Genomic DNA, 23,526 nt, shown 5'->3' on the forward strand with positions numbered 1-23,526 from the left:
CCGAAAGGGGGCGGGGCCCTCGCCCTGGGCGTCCCGCTGTTTCGGCCATGTGACGTCGTGTTGCGAGAGTGTCAATCGGCGTGTGGTGAGGCGTCAAGGGGTTTCGAACAATGTCCGACCAGTCGAACACAGAACCCCCGTTCCCAGTGGGAACGGGGGTTACCTATCGACTTGACGCGGCGTGGACGAGCCGCCTGGGCCGCCCTCCCGAGTCCTGCAGCCCGAGTCACTCGCGCGGTCACTCGCGCGGGTCACTCGCTCGGGATGCTCTCCACGGGGCGTATCAGCTCCCAGGTGTCGACGGCGAAGTCCAGCTTCATGCCGTGCCGTTCGTACAGGGCGAGGGCGCCGCTGCTGTTGTCGGTGTCGACGCCGAGGCCGATGCGGTCGCGGCCCAGGGCCGCGTAGTGACCGAAGGCGTGGCGGAGCAGCAGACTGCCGAGGCCCCGGCCGCGGGCCTCGCGCAGGACGCCGATGCCGGCGATCCAGGCCATGTCGGAACGGTCGTTGCGGGACCGCAGGACCGCCGCGTCACCGAGACCGTCGACGTGCGCGATCCAGATCAGCGACCAGTCGACGTGCTCGGCGTCGATGTCGTCCAGCCACTGCTCGTACGTACGCGGCTGGAAGTCGAAGTGGTCGGCGAAGGTCGCCTGGAGCAGGGCGTGGGCCTGCCTGCGGTCCGGCTCGGCGGCACAGGAGCGCAGGGTGACGCCGGGCGGGGACGTCGGCGGCGGCTCGGCGGGGGGCAGGGGGCGGGCCATGACGTTGTAGCGGCGGACCGTGCGCCAGCCCCGCCCGCGCAACGCGTCGAGGTCCATCGTGGGCGCGATGTTGAGGTGCATGTGCACGACGGCCCGGTCCGCCCCGTTGGCCGCCGCCCGCTCCGCGGCCCGGGCCTCCATGAGGTCGAACAGGTGCAGCGCGCCGAGCGGTTGGTCGGGCAGCGTGTAGTGGTCCATGTCGATGCGCTCGCCGCCGGACTCGTCCCACTGCAGCCCGTACGCCACCAGCCGGTCCCCGTCGAACAGCAGCCAGGAGTCACGCTCCAGGTCCACCTCGGGATGCTTCAGGTCGGCCTGCACCCCGCCCAGTTCGGTCCCGGCGCGGCCGATCTCCAGCAGATCGATCTCGTTGAGCAGCCCGCACACCGCTTCCGCGTCGTCGAGCGTCGCCGGGCGTACGGTCAGGCCGGGCGGTAAGGCGGTGGTGGGTGTCGTCGTCATGGGGTCACTGTCGGGTGAGGGCCGCTGGGACCGCAACGGGATTTTCGGGGAGGGAGGGGAGGAGAGGAGGAGGGGGCGGGGCGGGGAGGGACAGTGGGCCTGGGGCCGTCGGCTTGGCCACCGCGGTTTCACTGGTCGCGGTCGCGGCACCACTGCCGGTACGCCGCCACGGCCGTCGGGAGCGTCGGGAAGATCAGCTCGTCGCCGACCGACTTCGCGAGCCCGTATGCCTTCAACTCGTCGAGCAGGTCGTGCTTCACACGGGCGAGGGCGAAGACGATGTCGCGGCGGGTCAGTTCGCGGCGGAGCTCGTCGACGGCGTCGAGGGCGGTGATGTCGACCTCGACGTTGGCTTCGGTGTTGAGCAGGAACCAGCGCACCCTCTCCCCGTGTTCCTCCTGTTCGTCCACCGCGGCGAGGGCTCGGCGGCGGAAGTCCTCCGCGTTGGCGAAGAAGAGCGGGGAGTCGTAGCGGTAGACGAGGAGCCCGGGGATGGTCCGGGCCTCGGGGTAGTCGTCGACGTCGTGCATGCCGGCCACACCCGGCACCAGTCCCTCCACGGCGTCGTGCGGGCGGGCCACCCGGGTCAGCAGCTCGACCACCGACAGGCCGACGGCCACCAGGACGCCGTACAGGATGCCCCAGGCGAGCACGCCGGCCAGGCAGCCGACCGCGAGGAGCAGTTCCCGGCGGCGGAAGCCCGCCAGCCGGCGGAAGCCGGCCAGGTCGACCATCCGGGCGGCGGCGTAGACGACGATCGCGCCCAGCACGGCCGACGGGGTGCGGGTCAGCAGCGAGCCGAGGAAGAGCAGGACGGCGAGGACCGCCAAGCCCGAGACGAGCGCGTACGCCTGGCTGTGGGCGCCCGCCGAGGAGGCGAGCGCGGTACGGCTGGCGCTGCTGCTGACCGGCATGCCGTGCAGCACGCCCCCGCCCAGGTTGGCGGCGCCCAGTGCCAGGAACTCCTGGTTCGGGTCGAACCCCGGTCCCTTGTCGGCGGGGTCGGCGAACGCCCGTGCGGTGAGGACGACGTCCGTGTAGCCGACGAGCAGGACACCCAGGGCGGGCAGCAGGAGGGACGGCAGTTCGGCCAGGTCCGGCACGGCGAAGCCCGGCAGGCCGGACGGGACCTCGCCGATCACGTCGATGCCGTACCGGTCGTCGAGGTCGGACACGACCACGGCCGTGGTGCCGAGGACGACGGCGAGGAGGGGGCCGGGGAGGGAGCGGGAGAAGCGGGGGACGAGGAAGAGGAGCGCGATCGCGAACGCCGAGAACACGACGGTGGCCGCGTGGGCGTCCCCGAGGTGCCGGAGGAAGGACCACAGCTTCGGGAAGAAGTCCGAGCCGGACGTCTTCACACCCGAGAGCTTCGGCAGCTGGTCCATGACCATGATGAGCGCCAGGCCGGCCAGGTAGCCGATCAGGACCGGGCGGGAGAGCAGGTCGGCGACGAACCCGAGGCGTACGGCCCAGGCGAGCAGGCAGAGCAGGCCGACGGCGATCGCGAGGACGGCGGCGAGGACGGCGTACTGGCGTGGGTCGCCCTCGGCGAGCGGGCCGATCACCGCCGCCGTCATCAGGGCGGCCGTCGACTCCGGGCCGATCGACAGCAGGCGGGAGGATCCGAGGAGGGGGTACAGGGCGAGCGCGGGGAGCATCGACCACAGGCCGACGACCGGTGGCAGCCCGGCGACGACCGCGTACGCCATGACCTGCGGGACGAGATACGCCGCCACGGTCGCGCCGGCGATCAGGTCGCCCCGCAGCCATGACCGGCGGTAGCCGAGAAGCCTGTCGAGGCCGGGGAGGAGGCGGCGCCATGTCGCCGCGCGCTCGGCCGAGAGGTCGGTCATGCGTCTCCCTTCGGCCGGTGATCTCATGATCCACCGGGGGAGGGGGAAGCGCGACGGGGTGACTGGTGCCTGGTCGAGAGGTGCCCGGCTGCGGCTGGGCGGGGGCGGGGTTTCGCTCACCGGCGCTGGCCGGGTGCCGCTGCGCCCACCCGTGCCGCCCCAGCGGCACGACTGCCCGCAGCTGGGTGGCGGTGGGTGGGGCAGGGCCTGTGGCAGCTGTGGCAGCTGGGGCCCGCGTCCCAAGGGGCGCGGGGAACTGCGCGATCAGCCACCCACTACCCGCAGTCGCCGAACAAGCCGCTCCCCCCGTGTTATTGGGCGCCCCCCGTCACGCCGCCACAGGCAGCCCCGGCGTCCGGAAGACACGCTGCTCCGCGTCGACCGCGAAGATCTCGCACCCCTCCCGGGACGCGGCCCACTCGATCCCCTCCGCGCCCATCGCGAACGCGGCGGTCGCCGTGGCGTCGGCCTCGGTCAGGGACGGGGCCACGACCGTGAGGCTGAGGAGACCCGTCGCCGGGCGGCCCGTGCGGCCGTCGAGGATGTGGTCACCGCGCTCGTAGCGCGCGGAGGTCGCGACCGCCCCGTCGGTGATGGACAGGACGGTGCAGAGCCGGTCGGCCCGCTCGGGGTGGCGAACGCCCACCCGCCACGGGCCACCCGTCGCGGCGACGTCCCCGCCGGCGTTGAGACAGAGCCGCTGCGCACCCCGTTCCGTCAGCAGTTCGGCGGCCCGCTGCACGGCCCACCCCTTCACCATGGCGCAGGGGTCGAGCCCACGCCCCGGCAGCCGTACGTCGAACGCGCCACCGGTCGCCACCCGGTACTCCTCGCACAGGGCGAGGACCTCGGCCAGCTCCGGGCTGAGCTCGTGCGGTGCGAGCTCCCCCCGGTCCAGCCGGGACACCTCGCTGTCGGCACGGAACGGGCTGAACCGCGCGTCGACCTCGCGCAGCCAGTCGAACGCCGGCTCCGCGGCCTCGGCACTCGTGGCCCCGTTCCCGATGTCGTCGATCAGCAGCGAGATCGGGAACCCCATGATGTGTTCGACGCGGCGCATCCGATCAGGCCTTCGCGTCGAGGGCGGCCTGGAGGGACTCCCGGTAACCGTCGCTGGTGATCGTCGCCCCGGAGACCGTATCGATGTCGGCGCTCTGCGCCGCCAGGGTCTCCTTGATCAGCACCGGGACGGCGGCTTCGGTCTGCGGGTGGTTCGGCTGCTTCAGCATCTTCACGGTGGTGATCTCGTCGCCCTCGAAGGTCACCTCGACCTGGACATCACCCTTGGAGGTGCTGACCGTCGAACCCGCGACGGTCTGGCTCGCGCTCTCCGCCGTCGAATCCGACGAATCCGACGACTCCGATTCCTCCGAAGCGGACGCCGACTCCTCGTTCCCGTCGATCGCGGCCTGGAGGGACTCCCGATAGCCGTCGCTGGTGATCGTCGCCCCGGAGACCGTGTCGATGTCGGCGGTCTGCGCCGCCAGGGTCTCCTTGATCAGCACCGGGACGGCGGCTTCGGTCTGCGGGTGGTCCGGTTGCTGGAGCATCCTGACGGCGGTGATCTTCTCGCCCTGGAAGGTCGCCTGGACCTGGACGGGGCCCTTCTCCGTGTCGACCGTCGTGCCCGTGACCACGTTGGAGCCCGCCGGGGCGGACGCGGAGGCCGACGGGGACGACTCGGCCGTCGTCGTGGACGTCGTATCGGTCGAGGGGGCGTAACGCCAGACGGGGACCAGCGCGGCGGCGCTCAGGACCAGGGCGGGTATGGCTCGTTTCACAGTGCTTTCCTCGTGTCCCTCATCCAGCCAGGCTGAAGCGTTCGAAGTGGATCTGCGGCTTGGGCACGTCCAGCTCGCGCAGGCTGCCCAGGACCGCGTTCATCATCGGCGGCGGCCCGCACAGGAACACGTCCCGGTCGGCGATGTCCGGCACCATCCGCAGCAGCTCGCGCGGCGCCAGCAGGTCGGGGCTGGCCGGGCCGGACACCAGGTGCAGCTCGGCGCCCTTGTCGAAGGCGAGCTGCTGGAGCTCGTTGTAGAGGACCGCGTCCTGGTTCGTGGCCACGCGGTAGATGACCACGGCGTGCCCCTGGGTCTCCTCCAGCAGGGCCCGGATGGGGGTCACACCGACGCCGCCGGCGATGAGCACGGACTCCGGCCGTGTGCGGTGCATCGCGGTGAAGGCGCCGTACGGGCCCTCGGCGAAGACCCGGGTGCCGACCTTCACATGACGCAGGGCGGCGGAGCCGTCGCCGGCCGCCTTCGCGGTCAGCCGCAGCTGCTTGCCGTCGGGCGCGGCCGACAGCGAGAACGGGTTGGCCTGCCACCAGCGGTCCCGGGTCAGGAAGCGCCACAGGAAGAACTGGCCGGCCCGCGCGGGCATCCGGTCCAGGTCACGGCCGGTCATGTAGATCGAGACGACGTTGTCGGCCTCGGGGACCACGGCGGTGACGCGCAGCTGGTGACGCCAGTTCCGCCACAGCGGCAGCACCAGCCGGCCCACGAACACCGAGGCCAGGGCCACGCCCCACAGCACGTACCAGTACGCCGTCGCGGTCTTCGACGAGGCGAACGACGTACCCGCCGCGACCTGGTGCGTGAAGGCCAGCACCACGGCGACGTAGGTGTACAGGTGGATGAAGTGCCAGGTCTCGTAGGCGAGCCTGCGCCGGGCGAAGCGGGCCGAGACCACGCCGATCACGATGATGATCCCCAGCGCGACGATCGAGCGCAGCACGCCCTCGACGGTCTCGGCGAGGTCGACCAGCTGGCTGACCGGGTCCAGGTCCGAGGACTGGGCGTAGCCGAAGGTGATGAACACGCCGTGCGCGACCAGCAGCCACAGCACCGAGAAGCCGGTCCAGCGGTGCCAGGAGGTCAGCCGGTCCATGCCGATGCGACGGTCGAACCATGGCAGCCGGGCCACCAGCAACAGCTGGAAGGCCATGAGGAGCGCCCCGTACAGGCCGGTGAGGCGGCCCAGCACGATGAGGGCGTTCGAGGCGAAGCCGGCCTGGACGAAGAAAAGCGTCACCACGGCCACGTTCGCCGCCAGCACCGTGTACAGACCGGTGCGGGCGACCACTTTGGGGCGCGCTCCCGAGCGGCCTACCGCCGCGGGGGGTTGTTGGACAGTGGTCACGGGGACAGCTCCTTGATCGGGTGGGGGATACGAGCTTGTCCGGCGAGTGCTGTCGTTTTCCTGTCGGACAACTTTCAAGTTTTTATCGATCGGTCGCCAAGCTACGAGCGGCTATGGCACGAAGCGACCGGTAGCGCAGTATGAGCACGTGGAAAAAGTGCGACTTCTCGTGGTGGACGACGATCCGCCCATCGCTGACCTGGTGGCGACCGTCGCCCGCTACGAGGGCTGGGACGCGATCACGGCGCACTCCGGCGAGGAGGCGTTGAGGCAGGCGGCCGAGTTCCGTCCCGACATCGTGGTCCTGGACCTGATGCTGCCGGGCGTGGACGGCTTCGGCGTGCTCGACCGGCTGCGCCAGTCCGGCACGATGGTGCCCGTGGTGTTCCTGACCGCCCGCGACGGTGTCGCCGACCGGGTCGCCGGCCTCACCCGGGGCGGCGACGACTATCTGGTCAAGCCGTTCGCCGTGGAGGAGCTGATGGCCCGGCTGCGCACCGTGCTGCGCCGCAGCGCGGGCCCGGCCTTCCAGCGGTCCGTGCTCCAGGTGTCGGACCTGACGATGGACGAGGACACCCGCGAGGTCCGCCGCGGCGACAAGCTGCTCACCCTCACCCCCACCGAGTACGAGGTCCTGCGCTACCTCATGCGCAAGTCCCCGACCGTCCTCACCAAGGCACAGATCCTCGACCACGTCTGGGAGTACGGCTTCGGCGGCCGCTCCAACGTCGTCGAGCTGGTCGTCAGCCGCCTGCGCCGCAAGCTCGAAGACACCGGCGAACCCCTCATCCACACCGTCCGGGGATTCGGCTACGTGCTGCGGCAGGCCACCGAGTGATCAACCGCCTCAAGCAGAGCTACCGCGGCATGCGCCTCGGCACGCGGCTGGCCCTCGGTCTCGGCGCCGTGGCGCTCGTCGTGTTCGCCGTCGTCGGCAGCGCCCTGACCATGTACATGCGCGACTACCTGTCCGCGCAGCTCAACGAACAGCTGAAGATCGCCCAGATCGCCCAGTCCAAGAGCATCGCGCACTACGGCACGCTCGAGGGCAAGAAGTACTACCGCTGGTACTACGCGGTGTACGACACGTCGAGCGGCACCCCGGTGCTCCGGAAGCCCGAGGACCCCGGCGACCTGCCCGAGGACATCGACGACTTCACCCTCGTGGCCAAGGCGCAGACCGTCGAAGGCACGGAGGTCACCCGCACCGAGCACCTCAAGGGCCAGGGCCAGTACCGGCTGCGGGCCTGCGAGGTCGAGCCCGGGGTGGTCCTGGTCAGCGCCGCGCCGATGGACGACATCGAGGAAACCGTCGGGCAGCTGATCACCATCCAGGTCATCACCTTCGTCCTCGCCCTCGCGGCACTCGTCGTCTTCGGCCGGGAGATGCTGCGGCGCGGACTGAAGCCGCTGAGCGACATGGCGCACACGGCCCGCGGCATCACCTCGCACGACCTGACGGACTCGGCGCGGCTGCCGGTACGCCACGACAACCGCGACGGCGGCCCCGAGGTCGAGGAGTTGCGCACCGCCTTCAACACCATGCTGGAGCACATCGACGACGCGCTCGCCGTCCGCACCGAGGCCGAACAGCGCCTGCGCCGCTTCGTCGCCGACGCCTCGCACGAACTGCGCACGCCCCTGATGTCGGTACGCGGCTACGCCGACCTCTTCCAGTACGCCGCCGCCCACAGCCCCGAGGAGCGCGACAAGCACCTGGCGCGGCTGCGCGCCGAGGCGGCCCGCATGGGTTACCTGCTGGACGACCTGCTGATGCTCGCCCGTCTGGACGCCGCCGACGTGGAGACCCCGCTGCGGCTGGAGGAGGCCGACCTGGTGCAGCTGGCGCACCAGGCGGCGGACGCCTTCCGCGCGGGCCACCCCGGTCATCCGCTGACCGTGGCGGCCGGCCCCGACGCGGTACGGCTGCGCCTCGACCCCCTGCGGGTGCGCCAGGTCCTCGACAACCTCCTCACCAACGCCGCCGTGCACACCCCGCGCGGCACGAAGGTCTGTCTGGAGGTGTCCGTCGGGTCCGGCACGGCGGAGGTGCGGATCACCGACTCGGGGCCCGGTATCCCGGCGGACGACCATGAGCGCGTCTTCGACCGCTTCTACCGTGTTGACAAGGCCCGCAGCCGCGACCGCGGCGGTAGCGGCCTGGGCCTCGCGGTCGCCCGCTCCCTGGTCCGCGCCCACGGCGGCACCATCGACCTGACCAGCGGCCCGGGCGAGACGATGTTCACGGTCCGGCTGCCGCTGGGCGGAGCTCGGGCCTGAGGCCGTCTGGTGACAGCCGACGGAAGGCCCCTCTCACTTCGAGACGTCCAGGACGTCTGGGACGTTCGGACGTCTGGGACGCTCGGACGTTCAGGACGTCTGGGACGCTCGGACGTCTGGGACGCTCGGACGTTCAGGACGCCTGGGACGCCTACGCGTCGAACGTCACGACCACCTTCTCCGCCGCCCCCGGCGTCAGCGCCAGCTCGAAGGCCTGATCGACCTCCGTGGCGGGCACCCGGTGGCTGATGAGCCTGGCGAAGCGCTCGTGGTGCTCGACGATCTCGGGGGTGACCTCGAAGATCTCGGTGGGGTAGCCCTGTGAGGCGATGAGGGTCAGCTCGCTGCGGAGCATGCCGCCGAGGTCGATGTCCGAGCCCTTCTTCTGCACGGCGACCATGACCAGCTTCGCGCCCCACTTGGCCGAGCCCACCACGGTGTTGAAGACGACGGGGACACCGGCCGCGTCGATGAAGATGTCGGTGCCGGGGCGGGGCTGGCCGAGCGCGTTGGCGGCCTGGCCGTGCAGCTCGGTCAGGCGCGCGGCGACGTCCTCCTCGGCGGAGTTGATGACGGCGTCCGCACCCACGGCCAGTGCCTTCTCCAGCCGGGAGGGGATGACGTCGGCGACGACCACGTGCTTGACACCGCGCAGCTTCAGCCAGATGGCCGCGCCGAGGCCGATGGGCCCGGCACCGAAGACGACGACCTTGTCGTCGGGGCCCGCCTCGGAACGGTTGACACAGTGCCGGGCCACGGCCATGGGCTCGTTGAGGGAGGCGACGTCGAAGGGCACGGTGTCGGGGAAGACCGCCACGCTCCTGGCGACCTCGGCGTTCTCGATCAGCAGGTACTCGCTCATCCCGCCGTACTTGCCGCCGCAGCCGATGATGCCGGTCGGCGCGTCCTGCGGGTTGACCACCACCCGGTCCCCGACCGCGAGGCCGGTGACCTCGGCGCCGACCTCGACGACCTCACCGGCCGGCTCGTGGCCGAGCGGCACCGGCACCATCTCCCCGCCCAGGTGGGCGCGGGCGGGCATGCCTCCCATGTGGAGGAAGGTGACGTCGGTGCCGCAGATGCCGCAGGCGCGGACGCGTACGAGCGCGTCCCTGGGTCCGGGCACGGGACGCTCGATGTCCACCACCTCGATCTTGCCGACACCGGCGGTCTGGACGGACTTCATGGTCGCCATGGGGAGACTCACTTTCTGGGGGCAGAGGAGAGAGCCGCTGCCGAAGAGGCATGCGGAGAGAACCGCTGCCGAGCAGGCATGCGGAGAGAGGTGTTGCCGGTCGGGCCCGGCCCCGGACGGACACCGGGGAACCGTGACCCGACCGGGGTCAGTCGTGAACCCGCCTGTCAGACGGCGGCCCAGGCGTCGTCGACGGGCAGGACCACGCCGTTGACGAAGGCGGCCGCGTCGGAGGCGAGGAAGAGGATGGCGTCGGCCTGCTCCTCGGCCGTGCCGAGCCGGCCGATGTTGGCGCCTATCAGTCCGCCGATGACCGCGGGGCCGTGGGCCTGCTGGTCGGCGTCGACCTGGATGTTGGTCATCGTGGGGCCGGGGGCTATCGCATTGGCGCGGATGCCCTGCTTGCGGTACATCACCGACAGGTTCTTCACCAGGCCGACGACGCCGTGCTTCGACGCGGTGTAGGCGGCACCGGCCGCGCTGCCGCGCAGCCCGGCCTCGGAGGCGGTGAAGACGATCGCGCCGCGCTCCGCCTTCAGCATGTGCGGCAGGGCGGCCCGGGTGAGCAGGAACGGCGCGGTCAGGTTGACCCGGATGACCCGCTCCCACTCGGCGTCGTCGACGTCCGCGAGAGCCGACATCCGGTCCATGATCCCCGCGTTGTTCACCAGGACGTCCAGCCCGCCGAAGGCCTCCACGGCACGCTCGACGACCTTGTCCACGACCGCCTGGTCGCTGAGGTCGCCGACGACGGCGAGAGCGGTGCCACCGGCCGTCTCGATCTCCTTGAGGGTCTCCTCGGCGGCCTCCTTGTTGAGGTCGGCGACCAGGACGTTCGCGCCCGCCGCGGCGAACTTCAGGGCCGCGGCCCGGCCGATGCCGGAACCGGCGCCCGTGACGACGACGCTGCGGCCGTCGAGACCGATACTGCTCATGAACTGTTCCTCTTTCGTAGGGTGGGCCGGCCGGCGGGCGGGGGGATTTCCACCCGTGCCGTCCCACGATCAGTCGTCCGGTGGCTCATGGGCGCGCCCCGAGGGCGTGCAGGACCGTGTCGGCCATGCCGCGCTCACCGCGCTCGTTGGGGTGTACGGAGGCCGCGGGGGAGCGCGGCAGAAGTGGCTCGATCCAGCGGGTGTTCTCGGCGGAACAGGCGTCGTGGCCCTCGGACGGCCCGTAGGTGTCGACGTACCGCGCTCCGGCGGCCTCGGCGCGCTGCCGCAGCATGGCGTTGAGCTCCCGCTCCTTGGCGCGGACGAAGGCGACGTCGCCGGGGGCGAGGGACAGCTCGCGGCCGCAGTCGCCGCCGTCGGACGGCAGGATCGCCGGGTAGCCGACGACGTAGACCCGCGCCTTCGGTGCCCGCCGCCCGACCTCGTCCAGCGCGCGGGCGAGCCGGCTGTCCGCCGCCTCGATCCTCTGCCGCACCTCGTCGACGTCGCCGGACACGTACCGCTCCTTGCAGGGGGCGTCCCCGTCGCCGTCGCCGTCCCGGCCGCCGGTGACCTCGTACAGCACTCCGCTGGTGACGCACCGCCGGATCACCGAGGCGAAGCCGATGTCGTTGCCGCCGATGCCGACGGTGACCAGCCGGGTCGCGTCGGACAGCGCGTCGAACTGGGCGGGGTTGGTCCCGTCGTCGGTCGACTGGGGTGCGGACAGGTCGGCGATGGTCGCTCCGGTGCAGCTGACGTCGCGGAAGTCGGACGCCTTGATCTTCAACTCCGCGGCGACCAGGGCGGGGTAGTTCCGGGCGGAGCGCTCGCAACCGGCGGGGATGCCGCTCTGGTCGGGGATCCTCGGGCCTGCCGTGTAGGAGTCACCGAGTGCGACGTACGGGCCCGTCGGGAGCGCCGAGGCGTCGCCGCCACCCCCGTCGCCGTCACCGTCGCGACCGAGGGTCATCGCGGTGACCAGCACGACGCATGCGAGCGCCCCAGCCAGGCCGGCTCGTAGAGAGGTTCTCATCGGTGTGTCCTGTCTTCCGTCTCGGGCGGTCCCGTGCGGGGTGCGGCATGTGCACCGTCCGGAGCCGACGGCTGCCGGGCCCGGGGCGGTGCGGTCGTTCGCTCGGCCGGGGGAGGGCGGCTGGGGCGGTCGAGCGAGGCAGTGAAGTCGTGCGGGGGTGGGTGGTGAGGTATCCCCGGGCCCGGTGCCGATCGGGGGAGGTGTTCGGCTGCCGGGTCCGGGGACGGCGCCGGGCCCCGTCCGCACGGGTGCGGCGCGGCGGGGCCGGTCCGCTCAGACGGCCCCTGTCCTGGATGGCCAGGGCCGGGGAGAGCTGTGGGCTCGGTACATCTGGTCCCATCCGTTCCGTCCGAAGCGGCACCGTCGCCTTGCTTGAGTTAGGCAAGCACATGTGACTTACTTGAGTCAAGCAATCCCCGGTTGGGGAAGGGGTTGCTTGAGTCAGGCAACGAGAAGGGTAGGGTGATGTCCATGTCCCCATCGCCGCCGGCGGCCGGTTCCGCCTCCCCGGAAGTGATCGAGATCGAACGGGCTCTGACGCAGATCACCTATCTGAGCACCAGAGCCCGGCAGCACGAGCGGCTGATGGCCCTCGCCGGAGTGCCGCTCGACCGGGCCGCCGTGGCGCTGCTGCGGCAGGTGGCCGACTCCGAGCCGCTGCGCCCGGGGGAGTTGGCGGGCCGGCTCGATGTCGAGGCCTCCCATGTCACCCGGCAGGTGCAGCAGTTGGAGAGGTCCGGCTATGTCACCCGCGTCGCCGACCCCGGCGACCGCCGCGCCCTGCGCATCCGGCTCACGCCCACCGGCCAACAGGCCATCGACCGCGTCCGGGAAGCCGGCGCGGTCGGTATGCGCATGGCCCTCGCCGACTGGTCACCCGACCAGATCCGTCAACTCGCCGCGCTCTTCCACCGGATGGTCGACGTGTTCCTCACCTACGCCGTCGACGAGGGCCAGGGTCCCGATGCGGGTCCTCCCCCGCCCTCCGGTTGAGGGCGGGGGAGTGTCGTGCGGGACGGCGGGGCGAACCCGGGGGTCCAGCCGTCCCGCCGACGAGGGGCGAGGGTGAGAGGCGCGGCGGAGTGGGTGGGAAGCGAGAGGTGTGCCTGAGTGCGGGTGCGCGGCTAGGGGTGGGGCCTGAGTGCGGAGGCGGGGGCGGAGTGGGTCGAGGGCTGGGGGCCAACGGGTGGCTGCGCGGCTGTGTCCAGAGCCGGCTCGCCGGGGACATCCGGCGCTCGACGGAACGCCGGTCGTGGGGCCGCGGAAGCCGATGGGAACGAGGGCATCGTCCATCGCCCGGGCGGCGCCCGGCGCGTTCTCGGCGCCGCACCGGTGCTCCCGCACCCGTGCTCCCGTGCCGGTGCTCCCGTGCCGGTGCTCCCGTGCCGGTGCTCCCGCACCCGTGCCCGTGCGGCCGTGGGTCACCTCCGGCTGTTGGGCGGCCACGCCCGGCGCGCCCCAGCATCTACGGCGCGTCCCCGTATCTCCGGCGCGTCCCGTGTCTCGGGCGCGTCCCCGTCTTCAGTCGAACTCCTCCCGGGCTCCGGGAGCCTTGTCGCCCCCCGGCCCTTTCGCCCGGCGGCGAACGCCCCCACGGCCCCCTCTCCCTCGGGCCGGAAGTGCTCCGCCGAGAACTCCCGCGTCGACCCCGCCCCCCACCCGCGCACGTACCCGCACCCGCATCCGACACCGCAGCCGACCCCTCGTACGCACGGCCCCCGTTCCACCGCCGTCGGCAGCCCGCAACGAAAGAGCCCTACACGAATGGCCTTGACCATGTACGGCAGTGCCAGTGAGAAACCGTCGCTTCCTCGGGGTGCGGGGCAGCACGTCCTGATCGTGGTCGACGATCCGGATGTCGCCGAACTGCTGTCCACGACGCTGGAGTTAGCCGGTTACCGGATCCATACGGCGGAGTCGGGGACGGAGGCGGTGGCGCGGCTCACCGAGCAGCGGTTCGACCTGGTGGTGCTCGATCTGACGCTGCCGGACATCGAGGGGCTCGGGCGGGAGCCCCGGCCCGTGGTCCATCGCCCGCCGGTGCTCTTTCTGACGAAGTACGACTCGCTCGGCAAGCTCCTGCCCGAACTCGGCCTGGGGGAGCAGGACTACGTCACCAAGCCCTTCCGGATCGCCGAGGTCCTGGCCCGCGCCCAGGTGCTGCTGCGCGGCCGGAAACCCGTCCGGCGGGACAACGAACTGTCCTACCACGACCTGGCCCTGAACGACTCCGCCTGCCAAGCGCTGCGCGCGGGACGGGCGTTGAACCTCACCCCCGCCGAGTACCGGCTCCTGCGCCACCTCCTGGTCAACGCCCACAAGGTGCTGTCGAAGGAGCAGATCGGCCGCTATGTGTGGGGCGACTTCCACGGCGACAACGCCATCGAGCAGCTCGTCTCCCGGCTGCGCCGCAAGGTGGACCGCGAGGGCCCGCCGCTGATCCACACCCGCCGGGGCTTCGGCTACTGGCTCGGCAGATCGGGCGAACAGGGATGAACGCCCAGGAGGCCTGTCCGGGCGGGCGCCGCTGACCAGGGCCGTTGAAACGAAGCCTGTGTGGGCACTCCGGGAAGCAAACGTGTCCCTGGCATGTCGGAGAGCGTGACCCGCCGGCATGCCGCTGGAAGGGCGGCGCCAGAACGTTCTGGCGCCGCCCCTTTCCGTTGGCCGGCTCTCGGCCCGGACATTTCTGTGTACGTCAACTGGTGGCGGGTGCAAGCTGGTTGGGGTCGAAAGTCCGTTCCGTGCGGTCCGCCGGGGCGACTAGGGGTGTGATCCAGGTCACGTCAGGTTCTTGTCAGGTAACTGGCCGTGAGCCGTCAGACCGCTCTGTTTGCATGTGCTCATCGAGGCCTCGAAGCAGTCCCCCGGCGCTCCGCCCGACCGGAGCCCCCACCACCGAGGAGAGACCATGGCCGACACACTGACCGACACCGCGTCCGACCCGAGCGGGCAGTGCCCCGAGTACCCGATGCCCAGGGCGACGGGCTGCCCGCTCGCACCGCCGCCGGCCGCGGCGGAGCTGCGGGGCGAGAAACCGATCACCAAGGTGCGGATCTGGAACGGCAACACCCCATGGCTGATCACCCGCCACGCCGACCAGCGGACCCTGCTCACCGACCCGCGCGTCAGCAACGACGACCACGAGCCGGACTTCCCCCACGTCAACGCCCACCGTGCGGCCATCGCCCCGCACACCCCGAAGCTCATCACCAACACCGACGCACCCGAGCACACCCGGCTGCGCCGGTCGGTCAACGCGCCGTTCCTGGTGAAGCGGATCGAGGCCATGCGCCCGTCCGTGCAGAAGATCGTCGACGACCTGATCGACGCCATGCTGGCCGGCCCCAACCCGGCCGACCTGCTCACCGCGCTGGCCCTGCCCGTGCCCTCCCTCGTCATCGCCGAACTGCTCGGCGTGCCGTACAAGGACCACGACTTCTTCCAGGAGAACAGCAACCGCGTCCTCGACAGCTCCCTCTCGCCGGAGGAGGCGGGCGCGGCCGGCCGTGCCCTGGGCCAGTACCTGGACACGCTGTTCCGGGAGAAGCTCGCCGAGCCGGCGGACGACGTGCTGTCGGAGATGGCCGGCCGGGTCAAGAACGGCGAGATGGCGCACGAAGAGGCCGTCAACATGGGCGTCGCCATGCTGATCGCCGGCCACGAGACCACCGCCACGATGATCAGCCTCGGCACGCTCGCCCTGTTCGAACACCCCGACCAGCTCGCCGTGCTGCGCGAGACCGACGACCTGAAGGTCGTCAACGGCGCCGTCGACGAACTGCTGCGCTACCTCTCCATCGTCCAGTCGGGCCTGCGCCGCGTCGCCAAGGAGGACATCGAGGTCGGCGGCCAGGTCATCCGCAAGGGCGACGGTCTCCTCTTCGACCTCCAGACCGCCAACTGGGACCCGGAGGCGTTCCCGGACGCCGAGCGCCTGGATCTGAGCCGCCCCGCCCGCCAGCACAACGCGTTCGGCTACGGCCCTCACCAGTGCCTGGGGCAGAACCTCGCCCGCCTGGAGCTCCAGGTCGTCTACGGCACGCTCTACAAGCGCATCCCCACCCTGAGCCCGGCCGCCCCGATCGACCAGCTGGCTTTCAATCACACCGGCACCGCGTACGGCGTGAAGTGCCTGCCCGTCACCTGGTGACCGCCCCCCACAAGTACCAAGAACCCAGGAGCAATCCATGCGTGTGGAACTCGACGAACCGAAGTGCGTGGCCTCCGGCCAGTGTGTGATGGCCTCTCCCGAGGTGTTCGACCAGCGGGACGACGACGGTGTCGCGATCCTGCTGGAGGAGCACCCCGCCGACGACCTCATGGACGGCGTGCAGGAGGCCATCGCGATCTGTCCGGCCGCCGCGATCCGACTGGTGGACCAGTGAGGCGGATCCTGGTCGTGGGTGCCTCGGCCGCCGGACTGGCGGCGGCCGAGACGCTGCGCCGCGAGGGCTACGACGGCACGCTCACCCTCGTCGGCGACGAACCCCACGCCCCGTACGACCGGCCCCCGCTGTCCAAGCAGCTCCTCTCCGCGGAGTGGGACACCGACCGGCTGACCCTGCGCACCCCGGCCCATCTCGACGGGCTCGACCTGGACCTGCGCCTCGGGACCGCCGCGACCGGCCTCGACCTCAGGAGACGCGAGGTACGGCTGGCCGACGGATCGAAGGTGCCGTACGAGGGACTGGTGATAGCCACCGGTGTACGGCCGCGTCGGCTGCCCGGTGAGGGCGCGCATGTGCTGCGTACCCTGGACGACGCCCTGACGCTGCGGGAGCGGCTGACGCCGGGGACGCGCCTCGTCGTGGTCGGCGCCGGGTTCCTCGGCGCGGAGGCCGCGGCCGTCGCCTGGCGGCTGGGCGCCAAGGTCACCCTCCTCGAACCGGCGCCGGTGCCGCTGGCGCACGCGGTCGGCGGGGAGGTCGGCGCGGTGCTGTCCCGGGCCCACCTCGACCACGGGGTCGATCTGCGCACCGGCGTCACCGTCACCGAGGTGACCGAGGACGGGGTACGGCTCGCGGACGGCGAGGTGATCGAGGCCGACGAGGTACTGGTCGCCATCGGCTCCCTGCCCAACACCGAGTGGCTGGTCGACAGCGGCCTGGCCGTCGGCGACGGTGTGCTGTGCGACGAGTACTGCGAGGCCGCGAAGAACGTGTACGCGGCCGGTGACGTCGCCCGCTGGTACAACCCGCTGTTCGGGACCTCGATGCGCATCGAGCACCGTACGCACGCGGTCGAGCAGGGCATGGCGGCCGCCCGCAACCTGCTCAACGCCGAGGCCCGCAAGCCGTTCGCGCCGGTGCCGTACTTCTGGTCCGACCAGTACGACATGAAGGTCCAGGCCTACGGCTATCCGCGCGGCCACGACGAGGTCGCCGTCGTCGACGGGGACCTGGCCGAGCGCCGCTTCGTGGCCGTCTACCGCACCGACGACCGGGTGACCGGCGCCCTCGCGGTCGGCATGCCGCCCAAGGCGATCCGGCAGTGGCGGCAGGCCATCGCGTCCGGTGCCGGCTGGCGCGAGACGTTCCCGCCGGAGAGACCGGCACGACCTGAGGAGGCCGACCATGGCGGAACAGCAGCCTGAACCGGGCCGTGACGTGATCGTCGTCACCGGTGCCGGCGGCATGGGTGTGGCGATCGCGCGGCGGCTCGGCAGCGGGCGGACGGTGTTCCTCGCCGACGCCTCGCGCGGTCAACTCGACCGGGCCGTGGACGCGTTGCGCGACGAGGGATACGCGGTGCGGGGCGTCCTGACCGACGTCTCCGACCGGAAGTCCGTGGACCAGCTCGCCGAGGAGGCGGCCGGTGAGGGCAGGGTGGCCGCCGTCGTGCACACCGCGGGGGTCTCCGCCGTCCAGGCTTCGGCGAAGACGATCCTGGAGGTCGACCTGCTGGGCACGGCCCATGTCATCGACGTCTTCGAGAGTGTGGCCGCACCGGGCACGGCCATGGTCTGCGTCTCCAGCATGGCCGGCCATGTCGCCTCCCTCAGCCGGGAGGACGAGACCGCCCTCGCCACGGCTCCGGCGGAGGAACTCCTCGGACTCGGCGCTGTCGTCGCGGTGGGGGACAGCGCGACGACGGCGTACATCGTGTCCAAGAGGGCCAACCAGCTGCGGGTCGAGGCCGCCGCACTCGCCTGGAACCGGCGCGGCGCCCGTATCAACAGCGTCAGTCCGGGGGTCATCGCCACCGCCATGTCGAAGGCGGAGGCCGAGGGCCCGAGCGGTGAGCACATGCTCCGGATGCTGGAGGCGAGCGGCGCGGGCCGCTCCGGCACCCCGGCGGAGATCGCCGACGCGGTGGCATTCCTCACCGGTCCCGAGGCGCGTTACATCACCGGCACGGACCTGCTCGTCGACGGCGGCCAGGCCGCCTGGCTCCGCCGGCACCGGCCCGCCTGACGCGGCCGCACCACAGCACCACCACCCGACAGACGTACAAGGACCGCAGAGAGGACATCGATGTCCACCCCCCACAGCCCGTCCACCCCCACGTCACCGAGCCCGGAGGAGCTGGGCTTCGACCCGGACGCCCTGCGCACCCGGTACCGGGCCGAACGCGACCGCCGGATCCGCCCGGACGGCGGCGGGCAGTACCAGCGGATCGCCGGTGAGTTCGTCTCCTACGACGACGACCCCTACGCCGACGAGGAGTTCACCCGGGAGCCGCTGCACGACCGGGTCGAGGCGGTCGTCATCGGCGGCGGGTTCGGCGGACTGCTCGCGGGGGCCCGGCTGCGGCAGGCCGGCGTGGAGTCGATCCGGGTGATCGAGAAGGGCGGCGACTTCGGCGGCACCTGGTACTGGAACCGCTATCCCGGCATCCACTGCGACATCGAGTCGTACATCTATCTGCCGCTGCTCGAAGAGCTCGGCTACGTCCCGAAGTGGAAGTACGCGCCGGGCGAGGAGATCCGGCAGCACACCCGCGCCATCGGTCGGCACTTCGACCTCTACCGCGACGCCTGCTTCCAGACGGTGGCCACCGAACTGCGCTGGGACGAGACCGAGTTGGAGTGGATCGTCGCCACCGACCGGGGCGACAGCATCCGGGCCCGGTACGTGGTCGTCTCCAGCGGCACGCTCAGCCAGCCGAAGCTCCCCGGCATCCCCGGCATCGAGACCTTCAAGGGCCACACCTTCCACACCAGCCGCTGGGACTACGACTACACCGGCGGCGACGCGGGCGGCGGGCTGACCGGGCTCGCCGACAAGCGGGTGGCCGTCATCGGCACCGGCGCCACCGCCATCCAGGTCGTCCCCCACCTCGGGGCCGACGCGGCGCACGTCTACGTCTTCCAGCGCACACCCTCGACGGTCGACGTACGCGGAAACGGTCCCACCGACCCGGAGTGGGCGAAGACGCTCACCCCCGGCTGGCAGGGGCAGCGCATGGACAACTTCCTCAAGACCGTCACCGGGGTCCGGGTCGAGAAGGACCTGGTGAACGACGCCTGGACCAGTAGCGCCCGCCTCCAGGAGAAGCTCATCCCGACCGACGCGTACGCGGACGTCCCGGCGGACGAGCGTGAACGGGCGTACGAGATCGCCGACTTCCAGAAGATGAACGAGTTGCGCGACCGCGTGGCGGCGATCGTCGAGGACCCGGAGACCGCCGAGAAACTGAAGCCCTGGTACCGCTACATGTGCAAGCGGCCCACCTTCAGCGACACCTACCTCCAGACCTTCAACCGGCCCAACGTCACCCTCGTGGACACGGCCGACACCCACGGCGTGGAGCGGATCACCGACAAGGCCGTCGTGGTCGGCGGGATCGAGTACGAAGTGGACTGCGTCATCTTCGCCACCGGCTTCGAGGTCGGTGTCTCGGGGCTGCTGTCCGGCCGGCTCCCGGCGTACGGCCGGGGCGGCGTCAGCCTGCTGGAGTCCTGGATGACGGCCGGTCCGAAGACCCTCCACGGCTTCTACAGCCACGGCTTCCCCAATCTCTTCCAGCTCGGCCCCATGCAGAACGCCAGCGCGGTCAACTACGTCCACATCCTCGACCAGCAGTCGATCCACGTCGGCGAGGTCGTCGCCGAGGCCCGCAGGCGCCGTGCCCGGTACGTCGAGCCGAGCGCGGAGGCCGAGGCCGCCTGGGTCGCCACGATCCGCGAGAAGGCCGCCGACCTGCACACGTTCCAGGCCGAGTGCACCCCCGGCTACTACAACAACGAGGGCCGGCCCAGGGAGCGCAGCGAGTCGTACGGCGACGGCCCGGTGGCCTTCCACGAACTGCTGCGGCGCTGGCGCGCGGACGGCGGCATGGACGACGTGCTCGTCGGCGCCGAGTGAGAGGGCGGGAGACGACATGAGCACTCGACCCAACCGGTACGACGAGACCGGTGACCTCCGTACCACCAGCGCCCGTTGGGAGGCGCGGCGGCTCAACCCGCCCAACCCGCTGTGGGGTTCCAACGGTGTCGCGTTCGGCCCCGACGGGCGCCTGTACGTCGCCCAGTTCCTGGCCGGACAGATCAGCGCCGTCGACACCGCCACCGGCGACGTCGACGTGATCGTGCCGATGGACAGTCCCGTCCAGTCGCCGGACGACCTCGCCTTCGGCGCCGACGGCTCGATGTACATAGCCGACCTGGTGCCGGGCCTGGTGTGGCGGCGGAGCCCGGCGGGGGAGTACAGCCTCGTCTCCGACGACGTGGCCAACCCCAACGGCATCACCTGTGTCGGCGACCGGCTCTTCATCAACGAGATGAAGCCCAACGGCCGGCTGATGGAGCTCTTCCCGGACGGCAAGGACCCGGTCGTGCTCACCGAGGGCCTGGCCCTCGGCAACGCGATGCAGCTCGGTCCGGACGGGCACCTGTACTACCCGCACATGCTCACCGGCCAGGTCTGGCGCATCCCGCCGGACGGCGGGACGCCCGAGGTGGTCGCCGAGGACGTGCACGAGCCGGTCGCGGTCCGCTTCGACCAGGGCGGTGTCCTGCACGTCCTCTCCCGGGGCGTCGAGGGCATCGTCACCCGCATTGACCTGCACGGCGGCGGGTCCCGCACGCTTGTCACCAGCGGCCTGAAGGGGCTGGACAACGCCGCGTTCGACGCCGAGAACCGCATGTTCGTCTCCAGCTACGCCAGCGGCGGCGTCACCGAACTGCACCCCGACGGCCGGACCCGCGAGATCGTGCGCCGCGGTTTCGACGGCCCCTACGGCGTGACGGTCGACCTCGGCGGCACGGTGTACGCGGCCGACCACTACCGGCTGGCGAGCCCGGCGGCGGCCGACGAGGGCGAGCCGGCCGGCCCGTCCCCGGCGGCCGGACCCGGCGGTGTGACGACCCACCTGTTGCTGCCCTTCGCCCACGGCATCACCGCCGAGGGCGGACTGCTGCACTACACCTCGCAGTTCGGCAATGTGCAGACCTACGACCCCGGGAGCGGGGCACATCGGGAGCGGGCCCGGGGCCTGAACCGGCCCATCGGTATCGCTGTCGCGCCGGACGGTTCCCTCGTGGTGGCGGAGACGGGCGCGGGCCGGGTCGTGGCCATCGACATCAGCGACTCCGAGTCCGACCTCGGCACGGTGACCGTCCTCGCCGAAGGACTCGACCAGCCCACGGACGTGGCCTTCGACGCGGAGGGCCGTCTCCACGTCAGCGAGGAACGCCTCGGGGTGGTGCTCCGGATCGAGGAGGGTGGCAAGACCGTCGTGGTGGCGGACGGGCTCGGCGCGCCGCAGGGGCTGGCGGTCCTGGGCGAGGAACTGTTCGTGGTGGAGACCGGGCCACGCAGGCTGCGGGCGGTCTCCCTCACCACGGGGGAGCGGCGGATCGACGCGGAGGACCTGCCGGTCGGGCCGCCCCCGGGTGTCGTCCCCCGCACGGAACCGGCGCTGTTCGCGGACATCATGCCCGGTATGGCCCGTCGCTTCGCGGGCCTCGCCGCCGCCCCGGACGGGACCCTCGTCCTGTCGGCCAACGGGGAGGGCACCGTGCTGCGACTGACGCCGAAGACGGGGGATCAGCCGGAGCGGTAGAGCGCCGTCAGCAGTTCGATCGCGGCCGGGGTGGCGGGATGCGGATCGTCCCGCCACCAGACCAGCCGTACGGCGATCGGCTCGGCGTCGCGCACCGGCCGGTAGACGACTCCGGGCCGCCGGTACTGGTTGGCGGTGGACTCCGCGGTCACACCGATGGCGCGGCCCGTCGCGATCGCGGTGAGCCACTCGTCGACGTCGTGCGTCTCCTCGGTCGCCGGGCGGGAGTCGGGCGGCCACAGCTCCATGGTGGTCGTGCCGGTCCGGCGGTCGATGAGCAGGGTGTGCCCGCTCAGATCGGCGAGCCGGACCGAGCGGCGCCGGGCCAGCGGATCGTCGCTCGCCATCGCGCACAGCCGCCGCTCCAGCCCGACGATCGCCGAGTCGAACCGGCGGTCGTCCACCGGCCGGCGGACCACGGCGAGGTCGCAGGAGCCCTCCGTCAGCCCGGCCGTCGCCGAGTTGGTCCGCACGAACTGCAGATCCGTCCCCGGATGCGCGGCACCCCAGCGGCGCTGGAAGGCCAGCGTGTGCCGGCCCAGCGCCGACCAGGCGTAACCGATCCGCAGCCGGGCATGGCCCGAGGTCGCCTCCCGCACCAGCTCATCCACCTCACCGAGCACCCGCCGCGCGTGCGACACCACCCGCAGCCCGGTCGGCGTCGGCGTCACCTCGCGGGAGGTCCGCCGCAACAGCCGTGCCCCCAGGGCGCGTTCGAGGGAGGCCAAGGTGCGGGAGACGGCCGCCTGGGAGACGCCGAGCGTGATGGCGGCGTCGGTGAAGGTGCCCTCCTCGACGATCGCGACGAGACAGCGCAGCTGCCGCAGCTCCACATCCCTGACGACCGGGTCCGTGACATCCATGACAGCAGCGTATAGATCGACCCGCCGATGCATTTTGCGCAACGGCTGTCCGGGCGCACGATCGGCTCATGGACACCGCCGCTGCCTCCGCCTCCGCCGCCGGTACGGCCCCCGCGGCCCCGGCCTCCGAGCCGGGCGGGGCGCGCCTGGCCGGTGTCCTCACCATGGTCGGCTGTGGGGTGTCCAACCAGGTCGGTGCCGCGCTGGGGTCGCTGGCCTTCCCGGTGCTCGGGCCCGCCGGGGTCGTCGCGATACGGCAGTACGTCGCCGCGATCGTCCTCGTGGCCGTCGCCCGGCCCCGGCTGCGGTCCTTCACCGCGCGACAGTGGTGGCCGGTGGTGCTGCTCGCGCTGGTGTTCGGGACGATGAATCTGTCGCTGTACACCGCCATCGACCGCATCGGCCTGGGGCTCGCGGTGACCCTGGAGTTCCTCGGCCCGCTCGCCATCGCCCTGGCCGGCTCGCGCCGCCGGGTGGACGCGTGCTGCGCGCTGATCGCCGGCCTGGGCGTGGTCGCCCTGATGCGCCCGCAGCCCTCCGCCGACTACCTCGGCATGGGGCTCGGCCTCCTCGCCGCCGTCTGCTGGGCGTCGTACATCCTCCTCAACCGCACCGTCGGCCGCCGTATCCCCGGCGCGCAGGGCTCCGCGGCCGCCGCCGGGCTCTCCGCCCTGGCCTTTCTGCCGGTCGGTATCTTCGTGGTCGTACGGCAGCCGCCCACCGCCGGGGCCGTCGGCTACGCCATCGCCGCCGGGATCCTCGCCTCGGCCGTGCCGTACCTCGCGGACGTGTTCACCCTGCGCCGTGTACCCGCCCAGGTCTTCGGCCTCTTCATGAGCGTCAACCCCGTCCTGGCCGCCCTCGCCGGCTGGGTCGTTCTCGGGCAGGGCCTGGGGTGGGTCGAGTGGGCCGCGATCGGCGCGGTGGTCATGGCGAACGCGCTGAGCATCCTCGTACCGCGCCGCTGATCCACCCGGTGAGGACCC

General features: G+C 71.7%; 20 protein-coding genes. 11 read left to right on the plus strand and 9 right to left on the minus strand.

Annotated features, from left to right (window positions below):
• Nucleotides 1–251 precede the first annotated feature (251 nt).
• The 5 genes from JIX55_RS43095 to JIX55_RS43115 form a co-directional block, all read right to left on the minus strand.
• A complete protein-coding gene (locus JIX55_RS43095) occupies nucleotides 252–1,226 on the minus strand; it encodes a GNAT family N-acetyltransferase (RefSeq protein WP_257568640.1) in 975 nt (324 codons plus the stop codon).
• 128 nt (nucleotides 1,227–1,354) lie between these two features.
• A complete protein-coding gene (locus tag JIX55_RS43100; protein WP_257568641.1) occupies nucleotides 1,355–3,082 on the minus strand; it encodes a SulP family inorganic anion transporter in 1,728 nt (575 codons plus the stop codon).
• 328 nt (nucleotides 3,083–3,410) lie between these two features.
• Nucleotides 3,411–4,142 (minus strand): FAD:protein FMN transferase, encoded by a 732-nt coding sequence (locus JIX55_RS43105; protein WP_257568642.1) that lies wholly within the window; start codon nucleotides 4,140–4,142, stop codon nucleotides 3,411–3,413.
• A gap of 4 nt (nucleotides 4,143–4,146) precedes the next feature.
• The gene (locus tag JIX55_RS43110; RefSeq protein WP_257568643.1) at nucleotides 4,147–4,863 is read right to left on the minus strand and encodes an FMN-binding protein; all 717 of its coding nucleotides are present in this window, start codon (nucleotides 4,861–4,863) and stop codon (nucleotides 4,147–4,149) included.
• A gap of 19 nt (nucleotides 4,864–4,882) precedes the next feature.
• Entirely contained in the window at nucleotides 4,883–6,226 is a 1,344-nt protein-coding gene (locus tag JIX55_RS43115; RefSeq protein WP_257568644.1) for a ferredoxin reductase family protein, read from the minus strand.
• Between the two features lie 148 nt (nucleotides 6,227–6,374).
• On the opposite strand from JIX55_RS43115, the gene JIX55_RS43120 reads away from it, so the two are divergent.
• Nucleotides 6,375–7,064: a response regulator transcription factor gene (locus JIX55_RS43120; RefSeq protein ID WP_257568645.1), complete on the plus strand. Its 690-nt coding sequence runs from the start codon at nucleotides 6,375–6,377 to the stop codon at nucleotides 7,062–7,064.
• Nucleotides 7,061–8,506 (plus strand): sensor histidine kinase, encoded by a 1,446-nt coding sequence (locus tag JIX55_RS43125; RefSeq protein ID WP_257568646.1) that lies wholly within the window; start codon nucleotides 7,061–7,063, stop codon nucleotides 8,504–8,506. Before JIX55_RS43120 ends, JIX55_RS43125 begins: the two co-directional genes overlap by 4 nt.
• A 151-nt stretch (nucleotides 8,507–8,657) precedes the next feature.
• On the opposite strand, the gene JIX55_RS43130 is transcribed toward JIX55_RS43125, so the two are convergent.
• The 3 genes from JIX55_RS43130 to JIX55_RS43140 all read right to left on the minus strand — a co-directional run bounded on the left by JIX55_RS43130 (nucleotide 8,658) and on the right by JIX55_RS43140 (nucleotide 11,669).
• Nucleotides 8,658–9,701: a zinc-dependent alcohol dehydrogenase gene (locus tag JIX55_RS43130; protein WP_257568647.1), complete on the minus strand. Its 1,044-nt coding sequence runs from the start codon at nucleotides 9,699–9,701 to the stop codon at nucleotides 8,658–8,660.
• A 167-nt stretch (nucleotides 9,702–9,868) separates the two neighbouring features.
• The gene (locus JIX55_RS43135) at nucleotides 9,869–10,636 is read right to left on the minus strand and encodes an SDR family NAD(P)-dependent oxidoreductase (RefSeq protein WP_257568648.1); all 768 of its coding nucleotides are present in this window, start codon (nucleotides 10,634–10,636) and stop codon (nucleotides 9,869–9,871) included.
• A gap of 85 nt (nucleotides 10,637–10,721) precedes the next feature.
• Nucleotides 10,722–11,669 carry an SGNH/GDSL hydrolase family protein gene (locus JIX55_RS43140; RefSeq protein WP_257568649.1) on the minus strand — a complete coding sequence of 316 codons (948 nt, stop codon included), beginning with the start codon at nucleotides 11,667–11,669 and terminating at the stop codon, nucleotides 10,722–10,724.
• Nucleotides 11,670–12,140: 471 nt separating this feature from the next.
• Here JIX55_RS43140 and JIX55_RS43145 point away from each other — a divergent pair, with 471 nt between their 5' ends.
• The 8 genes from JIX55_RS43145 to JIX55_RS43180 all read left to right on the plus strand — a co-directional run bounded on the left by JIX55_RS43145 (nucleotide 12,141) and on the right by JIX55_RS43180 (nucleotide 21,677).
• Entirely contained in the window at nucleotides 12,141–12,662 is a 522-nt protein-coding gene (locus tag JIX55_RS43145) for a MarR family winged helix-turn-helix transcriptional regulator (RefSeq protein ID WP_257568650.1), read from the plus strand.
• 783 nt (nucleotides 12,663–13,445) lie between these two features.
• On the plus strand, nucleotides 13,446–14,165 hold the full coding sequence (locus tag JIX55_RS43150) for a response regulator transcription factor (RefSeq protein ID WP_257569685.1): 720 nt from the start codon (nucleotides 13,446–13,448) through the stop codon (nucleotides 14,163–14,165).
• A gap of 415 nt (nucleotides 14,166–14,580) precedes the next feature.
• Nucleotides 14,581–15,822, plus strand: a complete 1,242-nt coding sequence (locus tag JIX55_RS43155; RefSeq protein WP_257568651.1) for a cytochrome P450 — start codon at nucleotides 14,581–14,583, stop codon at nucleotides 15,820–15,822.
• A gap of 37 nt (nucleotides 15,823–15,859) precedes the next feature.
• The gene (locus JIX55_RS43160; protein WP_257537290.1) at nucleotides 15,860–16,057 is read left to right on the plus strand and encodes a ferredoxin; all 198 of its coding nucleotides are present in this window, start codon (nucleotides 15,860–15,862) and stop codon (nucleotides 16,055–16,057) included.
• Entirely contained in the window at nucleotides 16,054–17,265 is a 1,212-nt protein-coding gene (locus JIX55_RS43165; protein ID WP_257568652.1) for an NAD(P)/FAD-dependent oxidoreductase, read from the plus strand. The genes JIX55_RS43160 and JIX55_RS43165 overlap by 4 nt, the downstream gene beginning before the upstream one ends.
• Nucleotides 17,246–18,085, plus strand: a complete 840-nt coding sequence (locus JIX55_RS43170) for an SDR family oxidoreductase (protein WP_257568653.1) — start codon at nucleotides 17,246–17,248, stop codon at nucleotides 18,083–18,085. The genes JIX55_RS43165 and JIX55_RS43170 overlap by 20 nt, the downstream gene beginning before the upstream one ends.
• A gap of 60 nt (nucleotides 18,086–18,145) precedes the next feature.
• Entirely contained in the window at nucleotides 18,146–19,978 is a 1,833-nt protein-coding gene (locus JIX55_RS43175; RefSeq protein ID WP_257568654.1) for a flavin-containing monooxygenase, read from the plus strand.
• Between the two features lie 16 nt (nucleotides 19,979–19,994).
• Nucleotides 19,995–21,677, plus strand: coding sequence for a hypothetical protein (locus tag JIX55_RS43180; RefSeq protein WP_257568655.1), 1,683 nt, complete (start codon nucleotides 19,995–19,997; stop codon nucleotides 21,675–21,677).
• Here JIX55_RS43180 and JIX55_RS43185 read toward each other — a convergent pair.
• Complete coding sequence (locus tag JIX55_RS43185) at nucleotides 21,662–22,540, minus strand: LysR family transcriptional regulator (RefSeq protein ID WP_257568656.1); 879 nt, start codon at nucleotides 22,538–22,540, stop codon at nucleotides 21,662–21,664. The two genes, JIX55_RS43180 and JIX55_RS43185, sit on opposite strands and share 16 nt — an antisense overlap.
• A gap of 68 nt (nucleotides 22,541–22,608) precedes the next feature.
• Here JIX55_RS43185 and JIX55_RS43190 point away from each other — a divergent pair, with 68 nt between their 5' ends.
• On the plus strand, nucleotides 22,609–23,508 hold the full coding sequence (locus JIX55_RS43190) for an EamA family transporter (protein WP_443046663.1): 900 nt from the start codon (nucleotides 22,609–22,611) through the stop codon (nucleotides 23,506–23,508).
• Nucleotides 23,509–23,526: the final 18 nt, after the last annotated feature.

Origin of the sequence: Streptomyces sp. DSM 40750, assembly GCF_024612035.1 — a bacterium.
Taxonomy (GTDB): domain Bacteria; phylum Actinomycetota; class Actinomycetes; order Streptomycetales; family Streptomycetaceae; genus Streptomyces.